Origin of the sequence: Maribacter luteus (genome assembly GCF_009674825.1) — a bacterium.
Lineage (GTDB): Bacteria > Bacteroidota > Bacteroidia > Flavobacteriales > Flavobacteriaceae > Maribacter_A > Maribacter_A luteus.
This window is the reverse complement of sequence record NZ_WKJH01000002.1, coordinates 1-21,988: the sequence shown is the minus strand read 5'-3', so window position 1 is coordinate 21,988 and position 21,988 is coordinate 1. Positions and strand designations below refer to the sequence as shown.

20 protein-coding genes and 1 other RNA gene are annotated in these 21,988 nt (G+C 38.8%); 19 read left to right on the top strand and 2 right to left on the bottom strand.

Translation table 11 applies throughout. The annotated features are described in order from the left end of the window. Positions 1-8: 8 nt before the first annotated feature. The 10 genes from GJ691_RS03280 to GJ691_RS03240 all read left to right on the top strand — a co-directional run bounded on the left by GJ691_RS03280 (position 9) and on the right by GJ691_RS03240 (position 9,503). Positions 9-1,307 (top strand): M20/M25/M40 family metallo-hydrolase, encoded by a 1,299-nt coding sequence (locus tag GJ691_RS03280; RefSeq protein WP_154363754.1) that lies wholly within the window; start codon positions 9-11, stop codon positions 1,305-1,307. Between the two features lie 3 nt (positions 1,308-1,310). Then, a complete protein-coding gene (locus GJ691_RS03275) occupies positions 1,311-2,090 on the top strand; it encodes an aldose 1-epimerase (RefSeq protein ID WP_154363752.1) in 780 nt (259 codons plus the stop codon). Positions 2,091-2,100: 10 nt separating this feature from the next. Next, a complete protein-coding gene (locus GJ691_RS03270) occupies positions 2,101-2,691 on the top strand; it encodes a DinB family protein (RefSeq protein ID WP_179955016.1) in 591 nt (196 codons plus the stop codon). A 2-nt stretch (positions 2,692-2,693) separates the two neighbouring features. Next, a complete protein-coding gene (locus GJ691_RS03265; protein ID WP_154363750.1) occupies positions 2,694-3,155 on the top strand; it encodes a GNAT family N-acetyltransferase in 462 nt (153 codons plus the stop codon). 254 nt (positions 3,156-3,409) lie between these two features. Continuing rightward, a complete protein-coding gene (locus GJ691_RS03260; RefSeq protein WP_154363748.1) occupies positions 3,410-5,224 on the top strand; it encodes a hypothetical protein in 1,815 nt (604 codons plus the stop codon). A gap of 191 nt (positions 5,225-5,415) precedes the next feature. Then, positions 5,416-7,140: a SulP family inorganic anion transporter gene (locus GJ691_RS03255; protein ID WP_154363746.1), complete on the top strand. Its 1,725-nt coding sequence runs from the start codon at positions 5,416-5,418 to the stop codon at positions 7,138-7,140. Positions 7,141-7,205: 65 nt separating this feature from the next. Further along, a complete protein-coding gene (locus GJ691_RS03250) occupies positions 7,206-8,615 on the top strand; it encodes an MBL fold metallo-hydrolase (protein WP_154363744.1) in 1,410 nt (469 codons plus the stop codon). A 110-nt stretch (positions 8,616-8,725) separates the two neighbouring features. Further along, entirely contained in the window at positions 8,726-8,932 is a 207-nt protein-coding gene (locus GJ691_RS03245) for a YgaP family membrane protein (protein WP_154363742.1), read from the top strand. A 108-nt stretch (positions 8,933-9,040) separates the two neighbouring features. Continuing rightward, entirely contained in the window at positions 9,041-9,172 is a 132-nt protein-coding gene (locus GJ691_RS19800) for a hypothetical protein (protein ID WP_281351206.1), read from the top strand. Between the two features lie 148 nt (positions 9,173-9,320). Beyond that, complete coding sequence (locus GJ691_RS03240) at positions 9,321-9,503, top strand: hypothetical protein (RefSeq protein WP_154363740.1); 183 nt, start codon at positions 9,321-9,323, stop codon at positions 9,501-9,503. A gap of 97 nt (positions 9,504-9,600) precedes the next feature. Here GJ691_RS03240 and GJ691_RS03235 read toward each other — a convergent pair whose 3' ends face one another. Continuing rightward, complete coding sequence (locus tag GJ691_RS03235; RefSeq protein ID WP_154363738.1) at positions 9,601-10,983, bottom strand: exonuclease domain-containing protein; 1,383 nt, start codon at positions 10,981-10,983, stop codon at positions 9,601-9,603. 247 nt (positions 10,984-11,230) lie between these two features. Between GJ691_RS03235 and GJ691_RS03230 the strand changes: the two genes are divergently transcribed. Further along, entirely contained in the window at positions 11,231-13,330 is a 2,100-nt protein-coding gene (locus GJ691_RS03230) for an alpha-L-fucosidase (protein WP_425481732.1), read from the top strand. 587 nt (positions 13,331-13,917) lie between these two features. Beyond that, the gene (locus GJ691_RS03225) at positions 13,918-14,310 is read left to right on the top strand and encodes a response regulator (RefSeq protein ID WP_154363734.1); all 393 of its coding nucleotides are present in this window, start codon (positions 13,918-13,920) and stop codon (positions 14,308-14,310) included. A gap of 97 nt (positions 14,311-14,407) precedes the next feature. On the opposite strand, the gene ssrA is transcribed toward GJ691_RS03225, so the two are convergent. Continuing rightward, positions 14,408-14,817: a transfer-messenger RNA gene (ssrA, locus tag GJ691_RS03220) on the bottom strand. A gap of 44 nt (positions 14,818-14,861) precedes the next feature. On the opposite strand from ssrA, the gene GJ691_RS03215 reads away from it, so the two are divergent. The 7 genes from GJ691_RS03215 to GJ691_RS03185 all read left to right on the top strand — a co-directional run bounded on the left by GJ691_RS03215 (position 14,862) and on the right by GJ691_RS03185 (position 21,834). Further along, positions 14,862-15,113: a response regulator gene (locus GJ691_RS03215; RefSeq protein ID WP_246200107.1), complete on the top strand. Its 252-nt coding sequence runs from the start codon at positions 14,862-14,864 to the stop codon at positions 15,111-15,113. Positions 15,114-15,364: 251 nt separating this feature from the next. Next, on the top strand, positions 15,365-17,245 hold the full coding sequence (locus GJ691_RS03210; RefSeq protein WP_154363732.1) for a tetratricopeptide repeat-containing sensor histidine kinase: 1,881 nt from the start codon (positions 15,365-15,367) through the stop codon (positions 17,243-17,245). A gap of 2 nt (positions 17,246-17,247) precedes the next feature. Next, positions 17,248-17,868 carry a response regulator transcription factor gene (locus GJ691_RS03205; protein WP_109649491.1) on the top strand — a complete coding sequence of 207 codons (621 nt, stop codon included), beginning with the start codon at positions 17,248-17,250 and terminating at the stop codon, positions 17,866-17,868. A 139-nt stretch (positions 17,869-18,007) separates the two neighbouring features. Further along, entirely contained in the window at positions 18,008-19,813 is a 1,806-nt protein-coding gene (locus tag GJ691_RS03200) for a hypothetical protein (RefSeq protein WP_154363730.1), read from the top strand. Between the two features lie 33 nt (positions 19,814-19,846). Further along, positions 19,847-20,476 carry a hypothetical protein gene (locus tag GJ691_RS03195; RefSeq protein WP_109649489.1) on the top strand — a complete coding sequence of 210 codons (630 nt, stop codon included), beginning with the start codon at positions 19,847-19,849 and terminating at the stop codon, positions 20,474-20,476. 27 nt (positions 20,477-20,503) lie between these two features. Further along, on the top strand, positions 20,504-21,067 hold the full coding sequence (locus GJ691_RS03190; protein WP_154363728.1) for an NADPH-dependent FMN reductase: 564 nt from the start codon (positions 20,504-20,506) through the stop codon (positions 21,065-21,067). A 95-nt stretch (positions 21,068-21,162) separates the two neighbouring features. Beyond that, on the top strand, positions 21,163-21,834 hold the full coding sequence (locus GJ691_RS03185; protein ID WP_154363727.1) for an outer membrane beta-barrel protein: 672 nt from the start codon (positions 21,163-21,165) through the stop codon (positions 21,832-21,834). Positions 21,835-21,988: the final 154 nt, after the last annotated feature.

Below are 21,988 nucleotides of genomic sequence, written 5' to 3'. Positions count from 1 at the left end.
CAAAAACCATGAATAAAAGATTACTCATTGCAGTCCTTTCAATATCATTATTTTGTTTTCAAACTTCGGCTCAAAAGCTTTCCAAGACAGAAAAGAAATTGATAAAAACCGTCGAAAAGAACAATTCGGAGGCGATTTCTTTTTTGGAAAAAACAGTGAACATTAATAGTGGGACACTGAATTTAGAAGGAGTCAAAGAAGTGGGGCAAGTATTTAATGATGCCTTCGAAGCCATTGATTTTGAAACAACTTGGTTTGGTATGCCTGCGGAAATGAACCGTGCCGGACATTTATTCGCGGAAACCAGAGGAACAAAAGGTAAAAAATTATTATTGATCGGGCATTTAGATACGGTCTTTGAAGAAGATAGTCCGTTCCAGACCTTTGAGATGGTCAATGACAGTATTGCCCATGCGCCGGGCGGAAACGACATGAAAGGCGGTAACGTTATCATTCTTTATGCTTTACGCGCCTTAAAGGAAAATGGTTTGTTGGGTGATGCCCAGATTATCGTTGCCTTTACCGGTGACGAAGAGAGTAGTGGAAAGCCTTTGGAAATAAGTAGAAAAGATTTGGTAGATGCAGCTAAACGTAGCGACATAGCTTTGGGTTTTGAAACTTCCACGGGCTTTAATTATGCAACCGTTGCCCGTAGGGGATCATCAGGTTGGGAAGTTGAGGTCAAAGGGAAACGCTCGCATTCTTCCGGTATTTTCAGTGAAGAGGTCGGTGCGGGTGCGATATTTGAAATGTCGAGGATTCTAAACCGATTTTATAATGAAGTTCGAGGTGAAGAATATTTAACTTTTAACCCTGGTGTTTTATTGGGAGGTACGTTTTTGGATTATGATGTTAAAACTGGAAAAGGGAATGCCTTCGGAAAAAGTAATGTAGTTGCACAAACTGCCGTGGTAAAAGGAGGCTTGCGATTTATTTCGGAAGAGCAAAAGGAAAATGCCCGAAAAAAAATGCGAGAGATCGTGGCCGATAATCTTCCCCATACAACGGCTGAGATAAAATTCGAGGATAGTTACCCTGCTATGGGACCTACGGAAGGGAACAAGGCTTTGTTAAAGCAATTGAACCAAGTGAGTTTGGATTTAAAACAGGGGGAGGTCATTGCCTATGATCCGGGGAAACGTGGTGCTGCCGATACCTCGTTCGTTGCGGCCTATGTAGATTGTTTAGATGGTTTGGGAACCATGGGTACTGGGGCGCATACTCCTGAGGAGACGGTAAATTTGAATACAATAGAGGCGCTGACCAAACGAACAGCGGTACTTATTTATAGACTTATTAATGAATAGAGGATGGTGAACTTAAAATTTGATTTACAAACAGTAAAAATAGATGCTGGCGAACTGGTAAGTTACAATGTAGGGGGCTATGAGTTCATTCATCAAAAAGGGAGTCCGGGTTGGCGAAATTCGGATACCGAAATGTTTCCGATCATTGGCCCAACGGCCGATGCGGGTTTTTCTGTAGAAACACCAAAAGGTAATGCGGTTCAAGATCAGCACGGATTGCTTCGTGAGTTGGATTATATAGTTGTTGAAAAAACGGAAGATTCGGTGGAATTGGTGAAGGAATATAAAGCCAATACCAAGGTTAAGAATTCTAAATATCCGGATAAGTCCACCGCAGCTGAATTGTTCTGGCCTTATGATTTTAGCTTTAAAAAGTCCTTCCGGCTAAAAAAAGATGGCCTGTATATTTCCTTTACGATTGAAGGGGAGCAAGGTATGCCTTTTATGTTGGGCTACCATCCTGCTTTTAAGTTGCTTGGTGAAAATGTGGGTATAAAAGCAAATGGGAAGGTTATTGGTATTCCGGAAATTATCGAGGTCGGGAGTAGGGCCATGCAGATTCCGAATTGTGAATCCATCCTGTTGAGCGATGAACAAAGTTTGGTGATTTCGACAGAGGGTTTTGGTCATTTCATGCTCTGGACAGAAGTTGATAATATGGTTTGTATAGAACCCATAACCTTCTACCCGTATGACGTGGAACAAAAAGAACTTCATAAGGGCTTTTTCCACTTGAATGCGGATAATGGTAACTTCAAGGTGAATTTGCAACCTAAAAAATAAAACAAGATTCGTGAAAAATTATTTAGGACTTTTTATCTTAACGGTGTTTGTAAACCTTAATGCACAGGAAACTATGGAGAATGATGTGCCATATGCTACGATTCCCGAAGCACCTGAAGATTATTCAGCGGGAGCGGTCGTGTCCCGGATGATCGATGGTTTGGGGTTTAGATATTATTGGGCTACTGAAGGACTCACCGAAGGGAATTTGGAATATAGGCCCAGTGAAAACGGGAGGAGCATTGCCGAGACCATGGAGCATGTTCATGGATTATCGTTGATTATCCTGAATTCGGCCAAAAAAGAACCCAATGACCTTACCATTGAACGGGTAAAACCGCAAATAAAGGAATTAAGATCAATGACATTAACAAATCTGAAAATGGCAAGTGATTTGTTCAGGGTTTCTGAGGATTTGGCGGCTCATAATATTGTTTATAAAAAAGAAGAAGGCCTAACCGAATACCCTTTTTGGTATCAGATAAACGGACCTATCGAAGATGCGGTTTGGCATGCAGGGCAAATCGTATTGATGAGGCGCTCTGATGGTAATCCCTTTAATTCGAAAGCAAGTATGTTCACAGGTAAAGTTCGCGAATAGATATGATACGGTTGGTAAGGACGAATTCGGGAAATACGGATTTTAAACATCTTGTGAAATTGCTAGATGCGGATTTGGCCATTCGTGATGGTGAAGATCATGACTTTTACCATCAATTCAATGCCATAGATGCCATTAAGTATGTTATTGTGCTTTATGAAAATGACACCCCTTGTGGTTGTGGGGCAATTAAGGAAATGACACCCAAAATCATGGAGGTTAAACGAATGTACACTTTGCCTGGGTACAGGGGAAAAGGGTATGCTTCCAAAATATTGGCGGAGCTCGAAAATTGGGCCGCGGAAATGTCCTATGGAAAATGCGTTCTTGAAACCGGAAAAAAACAACCAGAGGCCATTCAATTATATACCAGAAATAACTACATGATCATTCCCAACTACGGGCAATATGCCGGAATTGAAAATAGCGTTTGCTTTGAAAAAATCTTGAGTCAAATGGTGTAGTATGACAAATGTCATATTATTTGTCATTTACACCGGTTAGGTTTGTTTCCTTTTGGCAATTTTAAAGATGCCGAATGCGGGTTTTGATCCCCGTTCAACCCAACAATCAATGAGTTTATGAAATGAGCATGAACAAAATTAATTTTTTGTTTACCAAACCGAATAATTAATTTTTTTATGCGAAAGCGAGACGTTTGGTCTAAACAGTGATTTTGTATTACGCTTATTTTCAGATTAATTAAAAATTTTAACTAATGAAAAAAGCACATTCTTTCCATATTCCTGTTATGGGCATAGGATTCACGATTGATTCCCCTTTGAAAGTCGCTCAATATGGTATTGACTCGGTTATTTCCCTGGTCGATGACATCCTTCTTGAAAAGTTAAGGAAAATGTACTGTGAGTTACATGAGATGCCCTATAAAGAGATAACGGATAAAATAGAGGACTTTCGGGCAAAGCGGATTACATCTTATCTCAATCTCATCAATACATTAACAGATAAAAAATTCGAGGAATTAAAAGATACGACCATCAACAAGGGTAACGAATTGAAAAAATATATGGGTATGTTGCCCGATGGTAATTCGTTGAAAAAAGAATTGAAGCACCTTACGGATAAAATAAATATCCATGATGCAGGTAATTGGTTGAAAGATCATTTGCCACTTGGGAGTATCGATGTGAATATCATGACGAAAGTGGATAAGGTCAATTATTCGAAAGGTGAGAAATTACCGTCTGAGTATAATGATGCCCATGCCGCACTTAGGGGGTTTGCCGAAAGTGACCTTCATTCTTCCGTGATTCTTTCAGCAGGTATGAGCCCAAGGTTATATGGCTATATGGAAAAATTCAAGGATTTTTATCCGACCAAAGAGGGGTTCCTGAAAAAGAAGATCGTTTTAAAGGTGAGCGATTTTCGTTCAGCGATGATCCAGGGGAAATTCTTGGCTAAAAAAGGACTTTGGGTATCAGAATACCGTATAGAGTCAGGATTGAATTGCGGAGGGCATGCCTTCGCGACCGATGGTTATTTGCTGGGGCCTGTACTGCAAGAATTCAAAGAAAAACGGGATGAATTGATCTCATCTACTTTTGAAGTATTGGTACAAGCCTTGCAAAATAAAAATACCATTGTTCCCGAAACGACTTTGCCACTGAAGATTACGGCCCAGGGTGGGGTCGGGACGGCCGAAGAACATCAATTCCTTATCGATACCTATGAGTTGGATTCCGTAGGTTGGGGAACACCTTTTCTTTTGGTACCGGAGGCCACAACCGTGGATGATGCCACCATGGAGAAATTAATGGCCGCTAAGGAAAACGATCTTTATTTGAGCAATATATCACCTTTGGGCGTGCCTTTCAACAGTCTTAGGGGCAATACCAAGGATGTTGAAAAAGCAGCTTTAATCGCAAAGGGTAGGCCGGGTAGTTCCTGTCCACGAAAATATGTGTCCTTAAACCATGAATTTACAGAAAAGGATATCTGTGTTGCTTCCAGACAGTATCAGCACTTGAAATTAAAACAATTGGATGAACAGGGTTTACCTAAAGATGATTACCAACAACAGTTTGATAAAATCGTGGAAAAATCTTGTATCTGCGTTGGTTTGGGTACATCGGCATTAATGGTGAATAATATCGACACCAGGGTAGAAGGCGAAGGGGTTTCCGTTTGTCCGGGACCTAATATGGCCTATTTCTCCAAATTGATGGGTTTAAAGGAAATGACCGATCATATCTATGGAAGGACCAATGTAATTACCGATTGTGTTCGTCCCAATATGTTCGTAAAGGAACTTTCTATCTATATCGATTACCTAAAAAATAAGATAGGGGAAGTCAAGGAAATAGTAAATAAAAAGCAAGAAAACTATTTTGCTACTTTCGTAAAGAACCTAAATCAAGGTATTACTTATTATGAGTCGATTTTCAAATCGTCAACAGAGGCCTTTATGCAAACGAGGAATAAGGTTTTGGAGGATTTGGAGCAGAGTAGGGAGAAATTAAGGCTTTTAGATCTTGAAATCGGTAAATTGGTCGACTTTGAAAAGGTGGTTTGATTTTTTTGAACCACTATGGGCGGTCCGGTAAAAATTGAAGGGGTTTTAGATAGGCCTTGAAGCATGGGGGCGCTACTTTTTTGGGAGTTAGGAATAGTGGATCTTTAAGGTCATTTTGTTTTGGTACTATTTATATAATACTATTGATATAATTTTTCACTAGTACTGCGTGATTTGTTTAAATTTGACCAATGCGAAAGTTTTTTCCTTTTGTAGATTGGATGCCCGAATACCACAAAAGTTATTTGATAAAAGACTTGGTAGCCGGACTCACTGTGGGTATAATCCTTATCCCACAAGGAATGGCCTATGCCATGGTTGCCGGTCTTCCGCCGGTATATGGTCTTTATGCATCCGTTTTTCCACTATTGGTTTATATGTTCTTAGGAACTTCCCGACAGCTGGCTATAGGTCCCGTTGCGATGGATTCCCTTTTGGTCGCGGCCGGTTTAGGGGCATTGGCCATAACCGGGGTCGAGAACTATATCGCCATGGCCATTTTTTTGGCCTTTATGGTAGGATCGATCCAATTGTTGCTGGGCTTTTTGAGAATGGGCTTTTTGGTCAATTTTTTATCAAGACCCGTAATAAGCGGTTTTACATCGGGAGCGGCCTGTATCATAATCTTTAGTCAGTTAAAACATCTGCTAGGTGTCGATATTGCACGAAGCAGTAAGATGCATGAACTAACGTACAATGTTCTACAGAAAGTAGGTGATACCAATCCTTATGATTTTGCCATTGGGGTTATCGGTATTATCGTAATTGTGGTATTGAAAAAGTGGAGCAAGAAAATCCCATCCGTTTTGATAGTGGTCGTATTGGGTGTTTTGGCCGTTTATTTAATGGATCTTCAAGAGTATGGAGTGCAAATTGTTGGCGAGATTCCCAAAGGATTACCAAGTTTTAAATTGCCCGATTTTGATTTTGAAAAAGGAATGGCGCTATGGCCCATGGCCCTGACCTTGGCTTTGGTCGGTTATCTGGAGACGATTTCCATAGGTAAATCCATGGAAGAAAAAAACAAGGAAGATCGTATAGATGCCAACCAAGAGCTGATTGCCTTAGGTGCTTCTAATATTGTGGGTTCATTCTTTCAGGCTTATCCGGTAACGGCTAGTTTTTCCCGTTCTGCAATTAGTGGGGATGCTGGGGGTAAAACCAATGGTTTTGCCTTGTTCAGTGTTATCATGGTGGTGGTGACCCTTTTGTTTTTAACCCCGCTTTTCTATTACTTGCCCAATGCGGTCTTGGCAAGTATAATCATGGTGTCCGTTTTTGGTTTAATAGATTTTGGTTATCCTAAAACCTTGTTGAAATATAGAAAGGATGAGTATGTGGTTTTGATGCTGACCTTTTTGATTACTCTTTTTGTGGGTATCAAGGAAGGTGTGCTTATTGGGGTTCTTATTTCGTTGTTGTTGATGGTGTACCGAATATCAAAACCGCACTTTGCCGTTTTGGGCAGGGTACGTGGTTCGGATTATTACAAGAACATCAACCGTTTCGGTGAGGATATTGAAATAAGGGACGATCTGCTTATTGTACGTTTTGATTCCCAATTGTTTTTCGGGAACAAGAATTATTTCAAGAAAAAACTAATGCAAGAGGTTAATGCAAAAGGAAAGGCGCTGAAAGGGGTAATACTGAATGCAGAGCCTATGAACTATATTGATTCTACCGCTGCGAATATGCTCATATCCGTAATCGAGGAGTTGCACCATCGTGATATCCAATTGTATATAGCAGGGGCCATAGGTCCTATTAGGGATATTATTTTCAGTAGTGGTATTATAGAGGTGTTGGGTAAGGATTACCTCTTTGTGAGGACTAAAGAAGCGGTGGCATGTTTCAATAATCCGGAAAGTATAAGGGAAACAAACCAAAAAATCGCACATCAAAGGGGATTTTTATAGTAACCTTTGTTACAATGCATAGACGTATAAAAGCTTATTTTTGAACAAATTTGGACAGGAAAAAGATGAAAATAGAACAGATTTATACCGGTTGTTTGGCCCAAGGGGCTTATTATATAGAAAGTAATGGTGAGGCGGCCATCATTGACCCGTTGCGTGAGGTTGAGCCTTATATCCAAAGGGCCAAGGACGATAATGCCAAGATCAAGTATATTTTTGAAACCCATTTTCATGCCGATTTTGTAAGTGGGCACGTTACTTTGGCCAAAGAGACGGGGGCTTCGATCGTTTATGGTCCATTGGCAAATCCGTCATTTGAGGCCATAATTGCTGAGGATAACCAAGAGTTTAAATTAGGGGACCTTACAATAAAAGTACTTCATACCCCTGGGCATACGATGGAGAGTACCACCTATCTTCTAAAGGATGCATCGGGTAAGGACCATGCTATATTTTCAGGGGATACTTTGTTTTTGGGGGATGTTGGTCGTCCTGACTTGGCCCAAAAAGCTGCTGATATGACCCAAGAGGATTTGGCTGGTCTTTTGTATGACAGTCTACGTACTAAAATAATGACCTTGGCAGATGATGTAACTGTTTATCCGGCACATGGCGCAGGTTCGGCCTGTGGTAAGAACATGATGAAAGAAACAGTGGATACTTTAGGCAACCAGAAAAAGATGAATTATGCCTTACGGGCAAATATGACCAAGCAAGAGTTTGTAGAAGAGGTCACGGAAGGGTTATTGCCTCCACCAAAATATTTCCCTTTGAACGTAAAGATGAACAAAGAAGGGTATGAAGATATCGGTGATGTTCTTGAGCGAGGAAATACCGCCTTGTCTCCCGATGAATTTGAAATCGCGGCCAATGGTACTGGTGCGTTGGTTTTGGATGTAAGGCATCAAGATGAATTTGTCAAAGGGCATATTCCCCGTTCTATCTTTATAGGTCTCAATGGTGATTTTGCTCCATGGGTTGGGGCATTGATAGCAGATGTGAAGCAACCTATTTTGTTGGTAGCCCCGGAGGGTAAGGAGAAAGAGGCCGTGATTCGTTTATCACGAGTGGGCTTTGATGGTACCTTGGGTTATTTAAAAGGAGGGTTCAATGCTTGGAAGAACGAAGGTAAGGATTACGATACCATTACGGCGGTAACCGCACATGAGGTAAGCGAGGATATCAATGCTGGTAATATTCCGGTATTCGATGTGCGTAAAGCAAGTGAGTACCTGTCCGAACATGTCGTGGATGCCCACAATACACCTTTGGATTTCTTGAACCAACATTTGGCGGAATTCCCCAAAGACAAAACATTTTTAGTGCATTGTGCAGGGGGCTATCGTTCGGTTATTGCCGCTTCGATCTTAAAAAGTAGGGGTATTCATAATATCATAGATATCTCAGAGGGCTTTGCGGCGATAAAAGAATCCGGTATTAATGTAACCAATTATGTTTGTCCAACGACATTGTAAATGAAAGCACCTAAAGGCATAAGAATTGCGATGGCATGTCTTTTATGCTTCTGTTTGGTTTCAATTGTAGTATTTATAATCGATTATGCTGTAACTAAATTTTGATTCTTATGAAGAAGAATATGGGAGGTACCGATAAATTAATTAGGGTAGTAGTTGCTTTAATAGCTGGCCTTTTGGTATATTTTGAAGTGGTTACCGATACCTTTGCCTATATTTTGTTGGCACTGGCGGCCATCTTTGTGCTAACAAGTTTAGTCGGCTTTTGTCCGTTGTATGGGATTTTTGGTGTTGATACATGTAGTAAAAAAAGGTAGTTGTCCCTATATCTTGGAAAACCCAATTTGTAAGTAGCTGATTTTTATCATATTTTGGATTGTTGTAGAAAGTTATTTTTACTAAAATTTGATATAAAATAAACTAACATGGCATATATACTACCATTAGTGAATTGGGGCAATGGAATAATAATGATCGGTGTTTTCGGAGCAGTGGTGATTGGTTTGGTCGTAACACTTCTTATTTTTATGAACAGCGGTAAAAAGGACAAAAATTAGGCCTTAATCCATTCTTTTATTCTAGGTTTATCTTCGATTCCTGCTCTTCCCTCGTCAGGTGTGTCATGAATCCTGCAAGTTTATTTTACGGTTTTTGGTTCACTTATATGCTTTAATAGTTTATATTTAAAACTATAATTCATCCATCATGATAAAAAACTTTGTTGAACGCATTGGCCTAATGAACTGTATTCTATTGCTCGTAGTTCTTTCGATTATCGTGGTTTCTGAAGTGGTTTTTCTTACCGGCGATAAATTGGATGCTATTTTCATTGCCTTCTGGGCACCTACGATTTTAGGTTTTATGAACTACTTAAAATATAGAAAATAATGGAGTTCATCCTTATTTACTCTATTATCGTAGCGGTCATATTCATGATATGGATCATATTCGTTATTCGCATGTACAACAAATTGAACGATTAGTATCATTCGGTATCGGACGGGAGTAGTTGTTTTGCTTTTCCCGGATTTCTAGTGAGATAGGATTGAACAATGCGTTCGGTTTCCAAGGTATTGTTCTGGGGAATTAAAAATGCCTCCAAGTCTTCAGAAGTACTGACCTGAATATCTTTGTTAACGAAACCGTAACCCGAATAAATGCCGTTTTTAACCATGACAAAGGCATTTTCATTGTAGTTTCTTCCTTTTTCCTGAATTACGTAGCTTTGACTTTTATCCTTCATTTGGCCAATGGCCCGTTTCACTTTACCGTTATAAGTTTCAATGTTCTCCTTACCACGACATATACCCTCACATTGTTGTATACGGTAATGTGAACAACTCTCAACGTTTTCTTGTAAATGGCAGAATTTTGCGCATAATGAGAAAGTCCTACAGACTTCTTCCAGATATAATCGGCAATCCGTGGTATTATAAAAGATAGCAATGGGGTTCGGGGCCAGTTTTAATTTATTGAAAGCCAAATGAAAAATACCATTGCGGTCTTCATAGGAGAAAATTCCGTATCGCTGTACATTTCTTTTTTGGGAGCGATTATATTCGGGATAGTGGTGTTTTATGGCTGCGGATTCCATTAATAGCGCAACGAGGTCGCTTCCCGAAAGTTCATGGTCAATATCTGCTGTTTCGGCACACATTTGTATTTCTTTGGTAGCTTTATCATAGAAATGGCTCAATACCCTTTTTTTAATGTTGATGGCCTTACCTACATAAATGATCTTTCCTTTTGCATTTTTAAAATAATAAATACCCGGTGTGGTGGGCAATTCGTCATAAATATGCTTGGGCAAGGCAGGGGGCAAGGTCTTTTCCTGTGAACGGGAGTTTAAGAAGGTTTTGAAAACATCTTCCGCGCCTTGGGTTCGTAATAATTTTTGAAATAATAAGGTTGTGGCATGGGCATCTCCTCGGGCCCTATGCCTATCGGTTAAAGGAATATTCAATGCAGAGCAGAGTTTGCCCAAGCTATACGAATTGTATCCTGGAATCAATTTTCGGGATAAGCGAACCGTACATAGTTTTTTGCGCACAAAATCCAGCCCAAGGGAACTGAATTCATTTTTTATCACATTGTAGTCAAAACCCACGCTATGGGCCACAAAAATGGTTTCTTTCGTTATTTCAAGGATGTTGTCCGCAATATCGACCAATTTCGGGGCAGCGCGAACCATGTCATTGTCTATACCCGTTAAGCCGGTGATGAAATAAGGTATTTCACACTCAGGATTGACCAAAGAGGTGAATTCATCAACAATTTCATATCCATCATATTTAAAAATGGAGATTTCCGTGATTTTGTTTCCTTTGATACCGTTTCCGGTGGTCTCTATATCTACTATGGTGTACAAATAAGGTTCTAGTTAGAATGGAAGTTTAAAGTTATGGGAAACTTTTTAAATGAACGGATAACACTTCTTTTTTTGGGATTTCTTTATATCGCTATAAGGAAGGGACCGCAGGATAATGGACTATTGTAAGTGTAAAGTTCACATTAATTTATTAAATTGAGACAAGTAGGGCCTTTCTACTTAGGAAATAGAGGATGGTTTTTGTTTTGAAGTAGGGTGGATTAGTCATTAATATTTTGATACTAAGATGGGTATGGTAAAATTTAGGATATTGGTTTTATTGCTTTTGGTCTCTATGCAAGCCTGTGATGAAATTGAGTCACCAAAACCCTTGGGGCCCCTACCTTCGGAACGGCAGTTGGCTTGGCAAGAGCTGGAATACTATGCCTTTATCCATTTTAACATGAATACCTTCACCAATAGGGAATGGGGAACGGGTGGTGAGAAGCCTGAACAATTCAATCCATCTGAGTTGGATGCCGGGCAATGGGCGAAAGTGGCAAAGGAAGCTGGGATGAAAGGGATAATATTAACTGCAAAGCATCATGATGGTTTTTGTCTTTGGCCATCAAAAACGACAGAACACTCGGTAAAGCATTCACCTTGGAAAAATGGGAAAGGGGATGTAGTAAAGGAACTCTCGCAAGCCTGTAAGCAATACGGACTTAAATTCGGGGTGTATCTTTCCCCTTGGGATAGGAACCATAAGGATTACGGTCAAGCATCGTATGTAGATGATTTTCATGAGCAATTGCGGGAATTGTTGTCTAATTATGGCGAAATATTCGAGGTATGGTTCGATGGGGCCAACGGAGGTTCAGGCTACTACGGGGGAGCCGAAGAAACCCGAACCATAGACAATAAAACGTATTATGAATGGGGCAAAACCATTGACATTGTACGGAAATTGCAGCCGAATGCCGTTATTTTCAGTGATGCCGGACCTGATGTTCGTTGGGTAGGCAATGAGGAAGGATGGGCCGATGAGACCAACTGGAGCCTTATGCGCAGAAAGGAAATCTATCCCGGTTGGCCCCGTTATATGGAGTTGCGATCAGGGCATGAAGATGGTACCCATTGGTTGCCGGCAGAAGCCGATGTATCCATTCGTCCTGGCTGGTATTATCACCCTGATGAGGACCATCAGGTAAAGACTTTGTCCCATTTGATAGATATTTATTACCATTCCGTTGGAAGAAATTCATCTTTGTTATTGAACTTGCCCGTTGATAAACGTGGATTGGTACATGAAAAGGACGTGGAAAGGTTAATGGCCCTACGCCGGCAATTGGATATGGATTTTGAAAAGGATCTGGCTCAAGGCTTAAAGACGGAAGCTACGGATGAACGCGGGAATGATGACCATTTCATGGCCTCTAATGTAAATGACTCAAATCCCGAAACATACTGGGCAACCAATGATGGGGTTACCAGTGCTTCCCTCATAATGGAGTTCGATGAGCCTACTAGTGTAAATCGTATCTTATTGCAAGAATATATACCTCTAGGGCAACGTATTGAAAATTTTATCATATCGGCGCAAGTTGATGGTAAATGGCGCGAAATAGATGGGCAGACCACCATAGGGTATAAACGTATCCTTAGGTTTAAAGCGATTAAGGCAGAAAAAATCAAGGTTCAGGTTATGGCTGCCAAAGGTCCGATAGCCTTGTCGAATATTGAATTGTACAAAGCGCCGAAACTATTGACGGTTCCGGTTATTGAACGAAACCGAGACGGATTTGTGAGTATGTCAGTTCCCGATCCGGGCATAGAGGTCTATTATACCTTGGACGGAAGCATTCCTACTACTTCCAGTCTAAAATACGAAAAACCTTTCAAGGTCAATGAGCCTAAAACTGTGACATACATGGCCTATGACCCGGAAACAAAGACTAGTACAGAGATAGCAAGCAAGTATTTTGATATACCAAAGACCCAGTGGGAAATAGTGCACACAACCACGGGCAATATGATAGAGGCCAAGAAATTGATAGACGATGACCCGAATACTTTTTGGGCAACTGAGAAAGGGGTTACGACGATACAGGAAGTAATCATAGATTTAGGTAAGCCTCATAATTTAAAAGGCTTTACCTATATGCCCATGCAAGATCGATATCCGTTTGGGGTTATTACCAATTATGAGTTTTATGTGAGTCCTGATAATAGAAGATGGAAAAGGGTAGTGAGGGGAGAGTTCGATAATATCGTAAATAATCGTATAGAACAAAGAATACCGTTTAGCCCCACCCGAGGTAGGTACATAAAATTAAGGGGCATTAAAGTGACTGGTGAAGATTATCGAACTTCCTTTGGGGAGGTTGGGGTGGTTACACAGAAATGATTTTAAACCTACAGATCTGCATTCATTTAAATATCTGGACTTTTTTTAACGTTTAAGAGCACCTGAGTGTTATTTAAATTTGGAACTTTTTTTGGAAAACTTTTTTTTCAGAATAGTAATAATCTCTTATTGATTTTGTTTTTGTGTGATTTGTCATCGAATGTCGTTTTCTGTTTTTTATGAACTAATATGTTTTTGAAAAGGCAAACAACAAAAAAGTTCAAGGCCTAGTTTTTAGATTTTTTTTAATCAATATTTAAATGATCGGGTCTGATAATAGCATTTAAAGAAAACTATAAGTTTAGCAAATACCAAACCATAAAAAAGTGAATAATTACACTTGTTATTTATTATTAGTTGAAATTTAAATAACTGTAAACAATTCGTTTGCTATACAATATGTGATTTTATTTTACATTTATTTTGAAAATATAAGAAAAGTACTACATTTGAAATAAATTGTTTACCCCGAGAAAGACCAAAGCTTCTATTTGGGATATTTTAGTTAGGATCATGAATAAAAACATGGTATGGCAGAAGTGACCAAAAAGTTAAGATATTAGTGTCTTTAATATTTTTTTATTGTAATGAAGAAGGACACAGTATGTATTATCGATGATGACCCGATTTATGTTTACGGAACCAAGATATTATTGAATTATAATAGTAATTTTTGTTCTAATATCGTGGTTTACGAAGACGGTCAAGAAGCCTTGGATAATCTTGGATCAATGATCAAATCCGAAGAGCCTTATCCAGAAGTGATTTTCTTGGATTTAAATATGCCCATTATGAACGGGTGGGAATTTTTAGATGAATTCATAAAATTACCTTTCACCATTAAACCTGTAGTTTATATCGTAAGTTCTTCCATTGCGGAAAGGGACATAGAAAAAGCCAAAAGCTATGATATCGTAAAGGATTTTATTTCGAAACCCTTATCATTTGCACTACTTGAGGATCTTTTTCAGAATAGTTGAATGGGTAGCCCCCTTGTCAAGCCCAAGATAAGTTTGGGTGCGCTGGCCTTTGACTCTCGAAGGTGTAACGCAAAAAATCACTCTAAGGTGGTTTTTGGAGTGGAGCCGGAGGGGTTAACTGCGTTGCGCCCTAAAGCTTCTGTTCTGCAATTACAAAGCTTTCTACATGTTTAATTTCCATTTGGTTTTCGATATGTACCTGACCGGAAACAGCCTAATACATACTTAGCTTCTTTAGATTTTGGTGATGGTACCAAAGCGAATACCATCCTTATATCGACATTTATGGTGCTCCGGATTGAATCGCCGTCGACAGAGGCTATTCAGGAACATCTCGCTTCCCTACTTTGTAGGGACGAGGCTAATCTTACTATAATTCAGATTAAGCGGCAAGAGCGTAGTTGTTTTTGCCAATTAAAAGTGTGGAAAATGATATTAACGAGCTGTATCCCAGCGCTCGACATGCTTACATTGCCATTGGTCTCGCTGTCAAAACCAGTCGGCCCCATAATGAGAAAGAGAATCTTCGATTCTCCTAATTGAATTATACCTTGACCGAACCATGTTCGCGTCAGGGCGAGCAATTACCCGATGTTATTTTCTTGGATTTGAATATGCCCATTATGGATGGATGGGAATTCTCGTATGAATTTGTGAAATTACCCCTCGAAAATATTCCAAGGATAAATATAGTGAGTTCATCAATAGATAGCAGAGACATTGGGAAGGCCAATACCTATGATATTGTTAAGGTCTTTATCGTGAAACCCTTGTCAGACGGTGTTCAACCCCACGACAAATAATTCACTTCCTTTTTCCGAGTTCCAAAGGAAAGCCTATTGGTGCCTTGGAAACTTAAAAGAGGGTTCACGGCATTTATGATGGGATAAAGGCGGGTATGTGATGATCTACCCTGGAGGACAGCCGTCTTTGGTACTTTTTGAAGCCTAAGTTTCTATATGCATTGCTTAGGAAACCCTTATAAAAAATCGAATTTCAAAACAATTTGTATTTTCATGGAAAAATAGTGGTGAATAAACTCTTTAAAATATTAATGCTATTTGCTTTTGTTCTTTTTAGCATTTGTAACGTATGCTCACAAGGGACTGAAATCGATAGTCTAAAGAACTTGTTGAAAAAACAAGGGAAAGATAGTACTAGGGTAAACCTTAACTATCAATTAAGTACGGCATATAGGAATGAGCCGGATTCTTCTTTAGAGTATATTCATAAAGGTATAGATTTAAGTACATATTTAAAATTAGATAAAAAAGAACACCAAGGGCTTAATTTATTAGCCATGTATTGGTTTGATAGAGGGAACACTAAAAAATCCATGGAAGTAATAACAATTGCATTAGACTTTATAGATAAGGCAAGTGATTTAGAAAAAACAAAAACCTTGGACAATTATGGATTGATACTGCATAGTTTATCTCGACATGATGAAGCAGCTGAAGCACATTTAAAAGCATTGGCTGTATCAGAAAAAAACGGAAATAGTTATCGTGCTGTAGTTTCTCTCAGCAACTTAGGGAATATATATAGATACTTGGACGAAAAAAATAAAGCTTTGGAATTTTATAACAAAGCTTTAGCGATTAGCTTAAAGAACAACTATAAAAATTATATAGCTAATAGTTACGGCAATTTGGGTATTGTTTATCGAGCTAATAATGAACCCGAAAAAGCCCTTGAAGTCTATAAAAAATCTATAGAAATGCACCGAGAAATGGGTGAAAAATTTCATGTAGCTATAGGTTTAATGAATCTGGGAATACTTTATGAATCTTTAGAAAAATATGAAGATGCTAAAAAGTGTCAATTGGAATCCAAAAAAATCAGTAGTCAAATAAAAGATGACATTGGAGTTGTACTTACGTTAAATAATTTGGCGGTTCTTGAGGCGAAAACAAACCAATATAAAAAAGCAATATCCCTGTTAGATTCGGCAAAGGCCAGAGCAGAAAAAATTGATTATAAAGATGCTTATAAACATATTTATTTGGCTTATGCCGAAACCTATTCTAGAATGGGAAATTATAAAGCTGCATATGAGAACAGGACATATTTCGAAAAATGGAAGGATAGTATTTCAAATGAAAACTATCTTAAAAATATAAGCGAGTTGGAAGCAAAATACGAAACCGAAAAAAAGGAGAAGGAAATAGCGACCCTTTCAGAGCAAAAATTAAAAAACGAAACCCTTATTAAAGAACAAAGGCAACAGGTGAAATGGCTTGGCGCTACTGCCATGGGGGTCGTTGCTATGTCAGTGCTCGTTTTCTTATTGTTTAAACAGCGTACGAAAAACAAAAGACAAAATGAGCTGATCGATGCGATTTCAGAAACACAGAACATGGAAAGAAAACGTATTGCCCAAGATCTTCACGATAGTATTGGAGGTTCTTTGGCGTTGATAAAAAATAAATTGGAAGTCGCTTCGGACAAAGAGAATATTTCCAAACAGGACCTTTTGGGAACCATTGAAACAGTTTCGAAAACCAGTGATAAGGTAAGGTGTATTTCACATAACCTAATGCCGAGCGAACTTATTAAGTTCGGATTGGTCTCTGGTATTCAATCGATCTTGGACCAAATAGATAAGGATCACATCAATGCCCAATTATACGCCCATAATATGGAGCAAAGAATTGATCCTACCAAAGAAATACAATTATATAGGATTACCCAAGAAGTGATACAGAATGTACTGAAACATGCCCAAGCCAAAAACCTGACCATTTATTTGAACAAGTATGCCAAACATGTAAGCTTAATGTTGGAAGATGATGGTAAGGGTTATGATCATGCCAGTAATGGAGGTATGGGAATCAGTAATATCAAGAATCGTATAGAACAGTTAAAGGGTACGCTTGATATTGATTCCTCACAAGGAAGGGGAACAACGTTTAATATACAAATACCGGTATAACAATGATCAACCTACTTATTGCCGACGACCACAGGATGTTCAGGGAGGGCCTTATTTCCTTGTTGAAGGAAGAAAAGGACATCCACATCATGGGAGAAGCTTCTACGGGTAAGGAAATTTTGGAACTTCTGGATGATCGACTTCCGGATATTCTTTTGTTGGATATAGAAATGCCCGATATGGATGGTTTTGAGGTATTGAGAACCTTGAAAAAACGGGGATTTAATATTAAGGTGTTGGCACTCACCATGCACAAAACGGCTGAATTCATTAAAAATATAATTAAGGCCGGGGCAGATGGTTACTTACAAAAAGATACGGGCAAGGAAACGCTGATCCAAGCAATTGCCCAGTTGCATGAAAAGGGAAGTTATTATACCCCCGAAGTGGCTACCTTAATGTTGGATGATTTAAGGGGGCTGAACCAGAACTCCAATATATCGCCTCGTGAAAAGGAAGTCGTTCAGCTTATTGTAGCAGGGAACACTACCAAAGAGATTGCCGAAAAACTGTTTTTAAGTAAACATACCATCGAATCGCATCGACAAAATATATTATCAAAATTGCATCTTAAAAATAGTGCGGAATTGGTGCGATATGCCATTCAAAAAGGATGGGCTTAGGCGCAAACCTGTAATATTAGTATCCGCTTTCTTCGTTTTAGTAGTTTTCAGCCATTTTTAGGATTGGCTGGTTGTAAGTACAAACAGCCACGGTTTTTTTTTGAAATTTGTATCATAACTGTTCCCAAATCAATCTGTTATGAAGAAACAAAAAATCACTATTCTGATAGGTGTGTTCATTTTAGCATGGTCATGTTCACATGATGATAGCCCCAATGCACCAAAAAAGAACGATCCAAAGGTAGATTCAATTAATAGCGAATGCGAATGCAATGATGGCATAGACAATGACGGTGACGGACTTGTGGATTGGTCCAACGATCTAGGTTGTACCGGAATCGATGATTGTACCGAGGGCGGACTTGCCACAGGGAGTCTTGAAAATGGTTGGACCGTTATAGAACCGGCTTCGGACACCCGTATCTATTATGTTAGCTCCTCGGTAGGGGATGATCAAAATGATGGTGAAAGTCCCGTCACCCCAAAAAAAACAATTGCCTCGGCTATGGCCTTGGCTAGAGACAATTCATCCGATTGGGTCTTGTTGAAAAGAGGGGATGTTTTTAACGAAAGTTTGGTCATAAAATCGGGAGCCTTGACCAATGAACCTTTTGTTGTAGCCAGTTATGGTGATAGTAAAGAAAGACCATTGCTTAAAACCGGAGCAAACCCGGGCATACCTCAAGTGCTTAGCTTCCAAAACATCATTGTTTCAGGAATAGCTTTTTATGCCCATACGCGCAATCCGCAAACAAATGAATTTGTTTCTTATTCAGGTAGTCCGGGTTTTTACTTTTTTAGGAAGGCGGATAACCCCGGGAATAATTTGACTATTGAGGATTGCGCTTTTGATTTTTATGAGAACAATATTGTTCAAGGGGAACAACCTCCGCAGAACATTAGCATCCGTAGAAATATAATTACTAATAACTATTCGGATAATGCCCATAGTCAGGGAATTTATATGGCTTTTTGCGAGTCGGTACTGATAGAGGGAAATGTCTTTGATCACAATGGTTGGTTGGTACAGGCCATTCCCCCCTTTAACAATGCAGAAGCAGGGGGGCAGGCCACCTTTTTTAATCATAATTTTTATGGTACTAGTTTGCACAATGCCACTTTCAAGGGGAATGTTTTCTCAAGGGGATCAAGCATTGGAACCAAATTCACAGCCGATAACGGACCAGGAAGTGCCTCGGCTATCACTTTGGAAGACAATCTGTATGTCGATGGTGAAATAGGGATAAGCATGGGAGGAAATGATCCAATCGCCTCATACCGTTTCAAGGATATTGGTATCGTGAATAATGTCATGCTCAATATAGGAAGATCTAAACCAACGACAAGGGGCTTGGCGTGGTATCTAGACATCGATGATTGGGATACCGGTAATGTAGCAAACAACCTGTTCTTGAATCAGCCCGATGCACAGATCGGCAATACCTTCGCTATCCGTGTTTCGGGGGTATCTAAGGATGTTACTATTCAGGATAATACCATATACAACCTAAGGTCTGGACTCCCTTTATTAGGGTCCATTGATAGCAATAGCGATAAATCCAATATCCTTTTCAAAAAGAACACTGTTGTCGCCTCTAACTTCAATGCGGTTTTAATGGGGTTTCCCACAAACGTAAGCAATTATACGTTTTCACGGAATAGCTATTATAGTCCCTTAACAACGGATAAATGGTTTCAAATAGGTACAACTTATGCAAGTTTAGCCACTTGGGAAAATCTTACCAATGATGGTGCTTCCAGTACACTTCCCGCATTTAATTCCCCAGATAGGACACTTGAGGTATATCAAACTTCGGTGGGGGGATCGGCAAGTATCGACGGGTTTATTATGGCCATAATGAAACAATCAAAATTCAATTGGAATACCGATTATGATGTGCCTACCATAAACACTTGGTTTAGGGAAGGATTCAAAGTAAACTGATTTTAAAATAACACCAAATAAAAACGAAAACAAATGAATACGATTACATTGACCTATTATTGTAAAAGCCCGGGAACCCGAAAAAAAAGAAAGCATTACCCATTCTTTTTGGTAATGGCTTTTGTAACCGGATTTTTCGCTATAGTACTGTTTCTTATGTTGTTGATGTCGGCTACCTCACCAGTACAGGATAACGTATATGTAAACGATGTTCGGGTTCCTCAGAAAACATTGAATCAACTTTCGTCATATTACAATATTAAGGTGGTCAGCGGTAGTTATTGGTACGATAAATATACAGGGGCTTGGGGCCTAAAAGGAGGTCCGGGATTAGGTTTCGTCTTGCCTAATATGCCATTTAATGGCACACTTAAAGCCAATGCCTCAAACGGCAATACAAATGTATTTGTAAACAATAGGGAGCTCCATTGGAAAGACGTTGCCTATTTACAACAATTCTTTAAGGTTATACCAGGGAGATACTGGGTAGATGCACAAGGCAATGGTGGTTACGAAGGGCAATACGCTTCTTTTAATCTTTATCAATTAGCAAAACAATCGGGCACTTCTTTTTATCGGAACAGCTACACAGGCATAGGTAGTGGCAGTAGTGGTGGCACATCTTACGTTATTGGAAAAGACTTTAGTGTAATTGTTGATTAACCAGTATCTAGTTAAACAAAAAGAAAGATGAAAAAACAAAAGGTAAAAGTTTTAGGGATTTCAGGAAGTACAAAGTCAACATCTTCAAGTCTATCAATCTTAGAATTTATAAAAGAAAAATATCATGATAACATCGAATTATGTATTTATGATAAAATAAGCGATTTACCACACTTTAACCCTGAATTAGAAGAACAGCTTCCAAGTTCTGTATTTGAATTGAGGGAGCTAATCAAAAAATCAGAGGGTATCATTTTTTGTACACCCGAATATGTTTTTAGTCTTCCGGGATGTCTAAAAAATGTAATTGAATGGAATGTTTCAACCACACTATTTTCCAGTAAACCTGTAGCAATGATTGTTGCTGCATCATCTGGAGAAAAGGCATTTGAATCTCTAGACCTTGTTTTAACAACAGTAGAAACAATTCTTCCTGAAAATTCGAAATTATTAATTCAAGGAGTGAAAGGAAAAATTAATAAAAATGGAAAACTAACTGACAATGAAATTGTATTAAAATTAGATAAAGTAATTACATCTTTAATAAATACAATAGACGATGAAAACAGAAATCCAACAAAATACAAATAAGTTAAAAAGTCAATCATAAACAAGGCTAGTTCTCATATTAATATTACTGAGAAAATACAAGGACAATCACTAAAAAAAATATTAAAAAAACATAAATGAATACTATAAAAACATTGGGCATGCTACTTTTATTCTCATGTAGCACTTTGCTCCACGCACAATCTATAGAGGTTGCACTCAACCTACAACCAGGTTTATCTCGTGGAGCTATTGATAATGCTGTTTATGATAACACAACAATCCCTGTTTCTTTTGCATTTCGAGGAGGACTAGAAGGTACCTATTTTTTTAACAATACTTGGGGAGTAAGATTGGGTGTAAATTGGCTAACCACACAGTATCACGAAGTAGGCGTTTTCTATAATTCGCCCGAAGAAGAAACTGTTGAAACAACCACTGTTAAATACGCTATCCCAGTTTATTATTTGTCTGTGCCTGTGCAGGCGGTTTATAAACTGTCTTCAGAAAATATAAATATTAACCTTATGGCAGGTATGCAATACCATTTTTATTTGGGTAGTAAGGATAATGATTTGTACAAAGCACAGCAATACCCTTGGTACAATAAAGGCTATATATCTAGTAATATTGGTGTAGAGCTTAACAAAGCTATTACCAATACACTTGCGGTTTCTGTTGGATTAACGGCCGATATTCCATTGTCTAACTTCTTGAAAACTAATGATGGCGTAGTACAGCTAAATAATAAAAACCGCTTATGGCAAGTATTTATGCCTTTAAAATTGACCTACCAGTTTAAAAAATAATAGTATGAAAAATTTAAAAATAACACTGCTATTTTGTGCAACTGTTTCGCTATTCTCAGCTTGTACACTTGAAGAAAATTTAGTACAACTTCAAAATGACGAGAATAGCTTTGTAAATAAAAACAAGCAATGGTTGATTGACAATAGTCCGTTC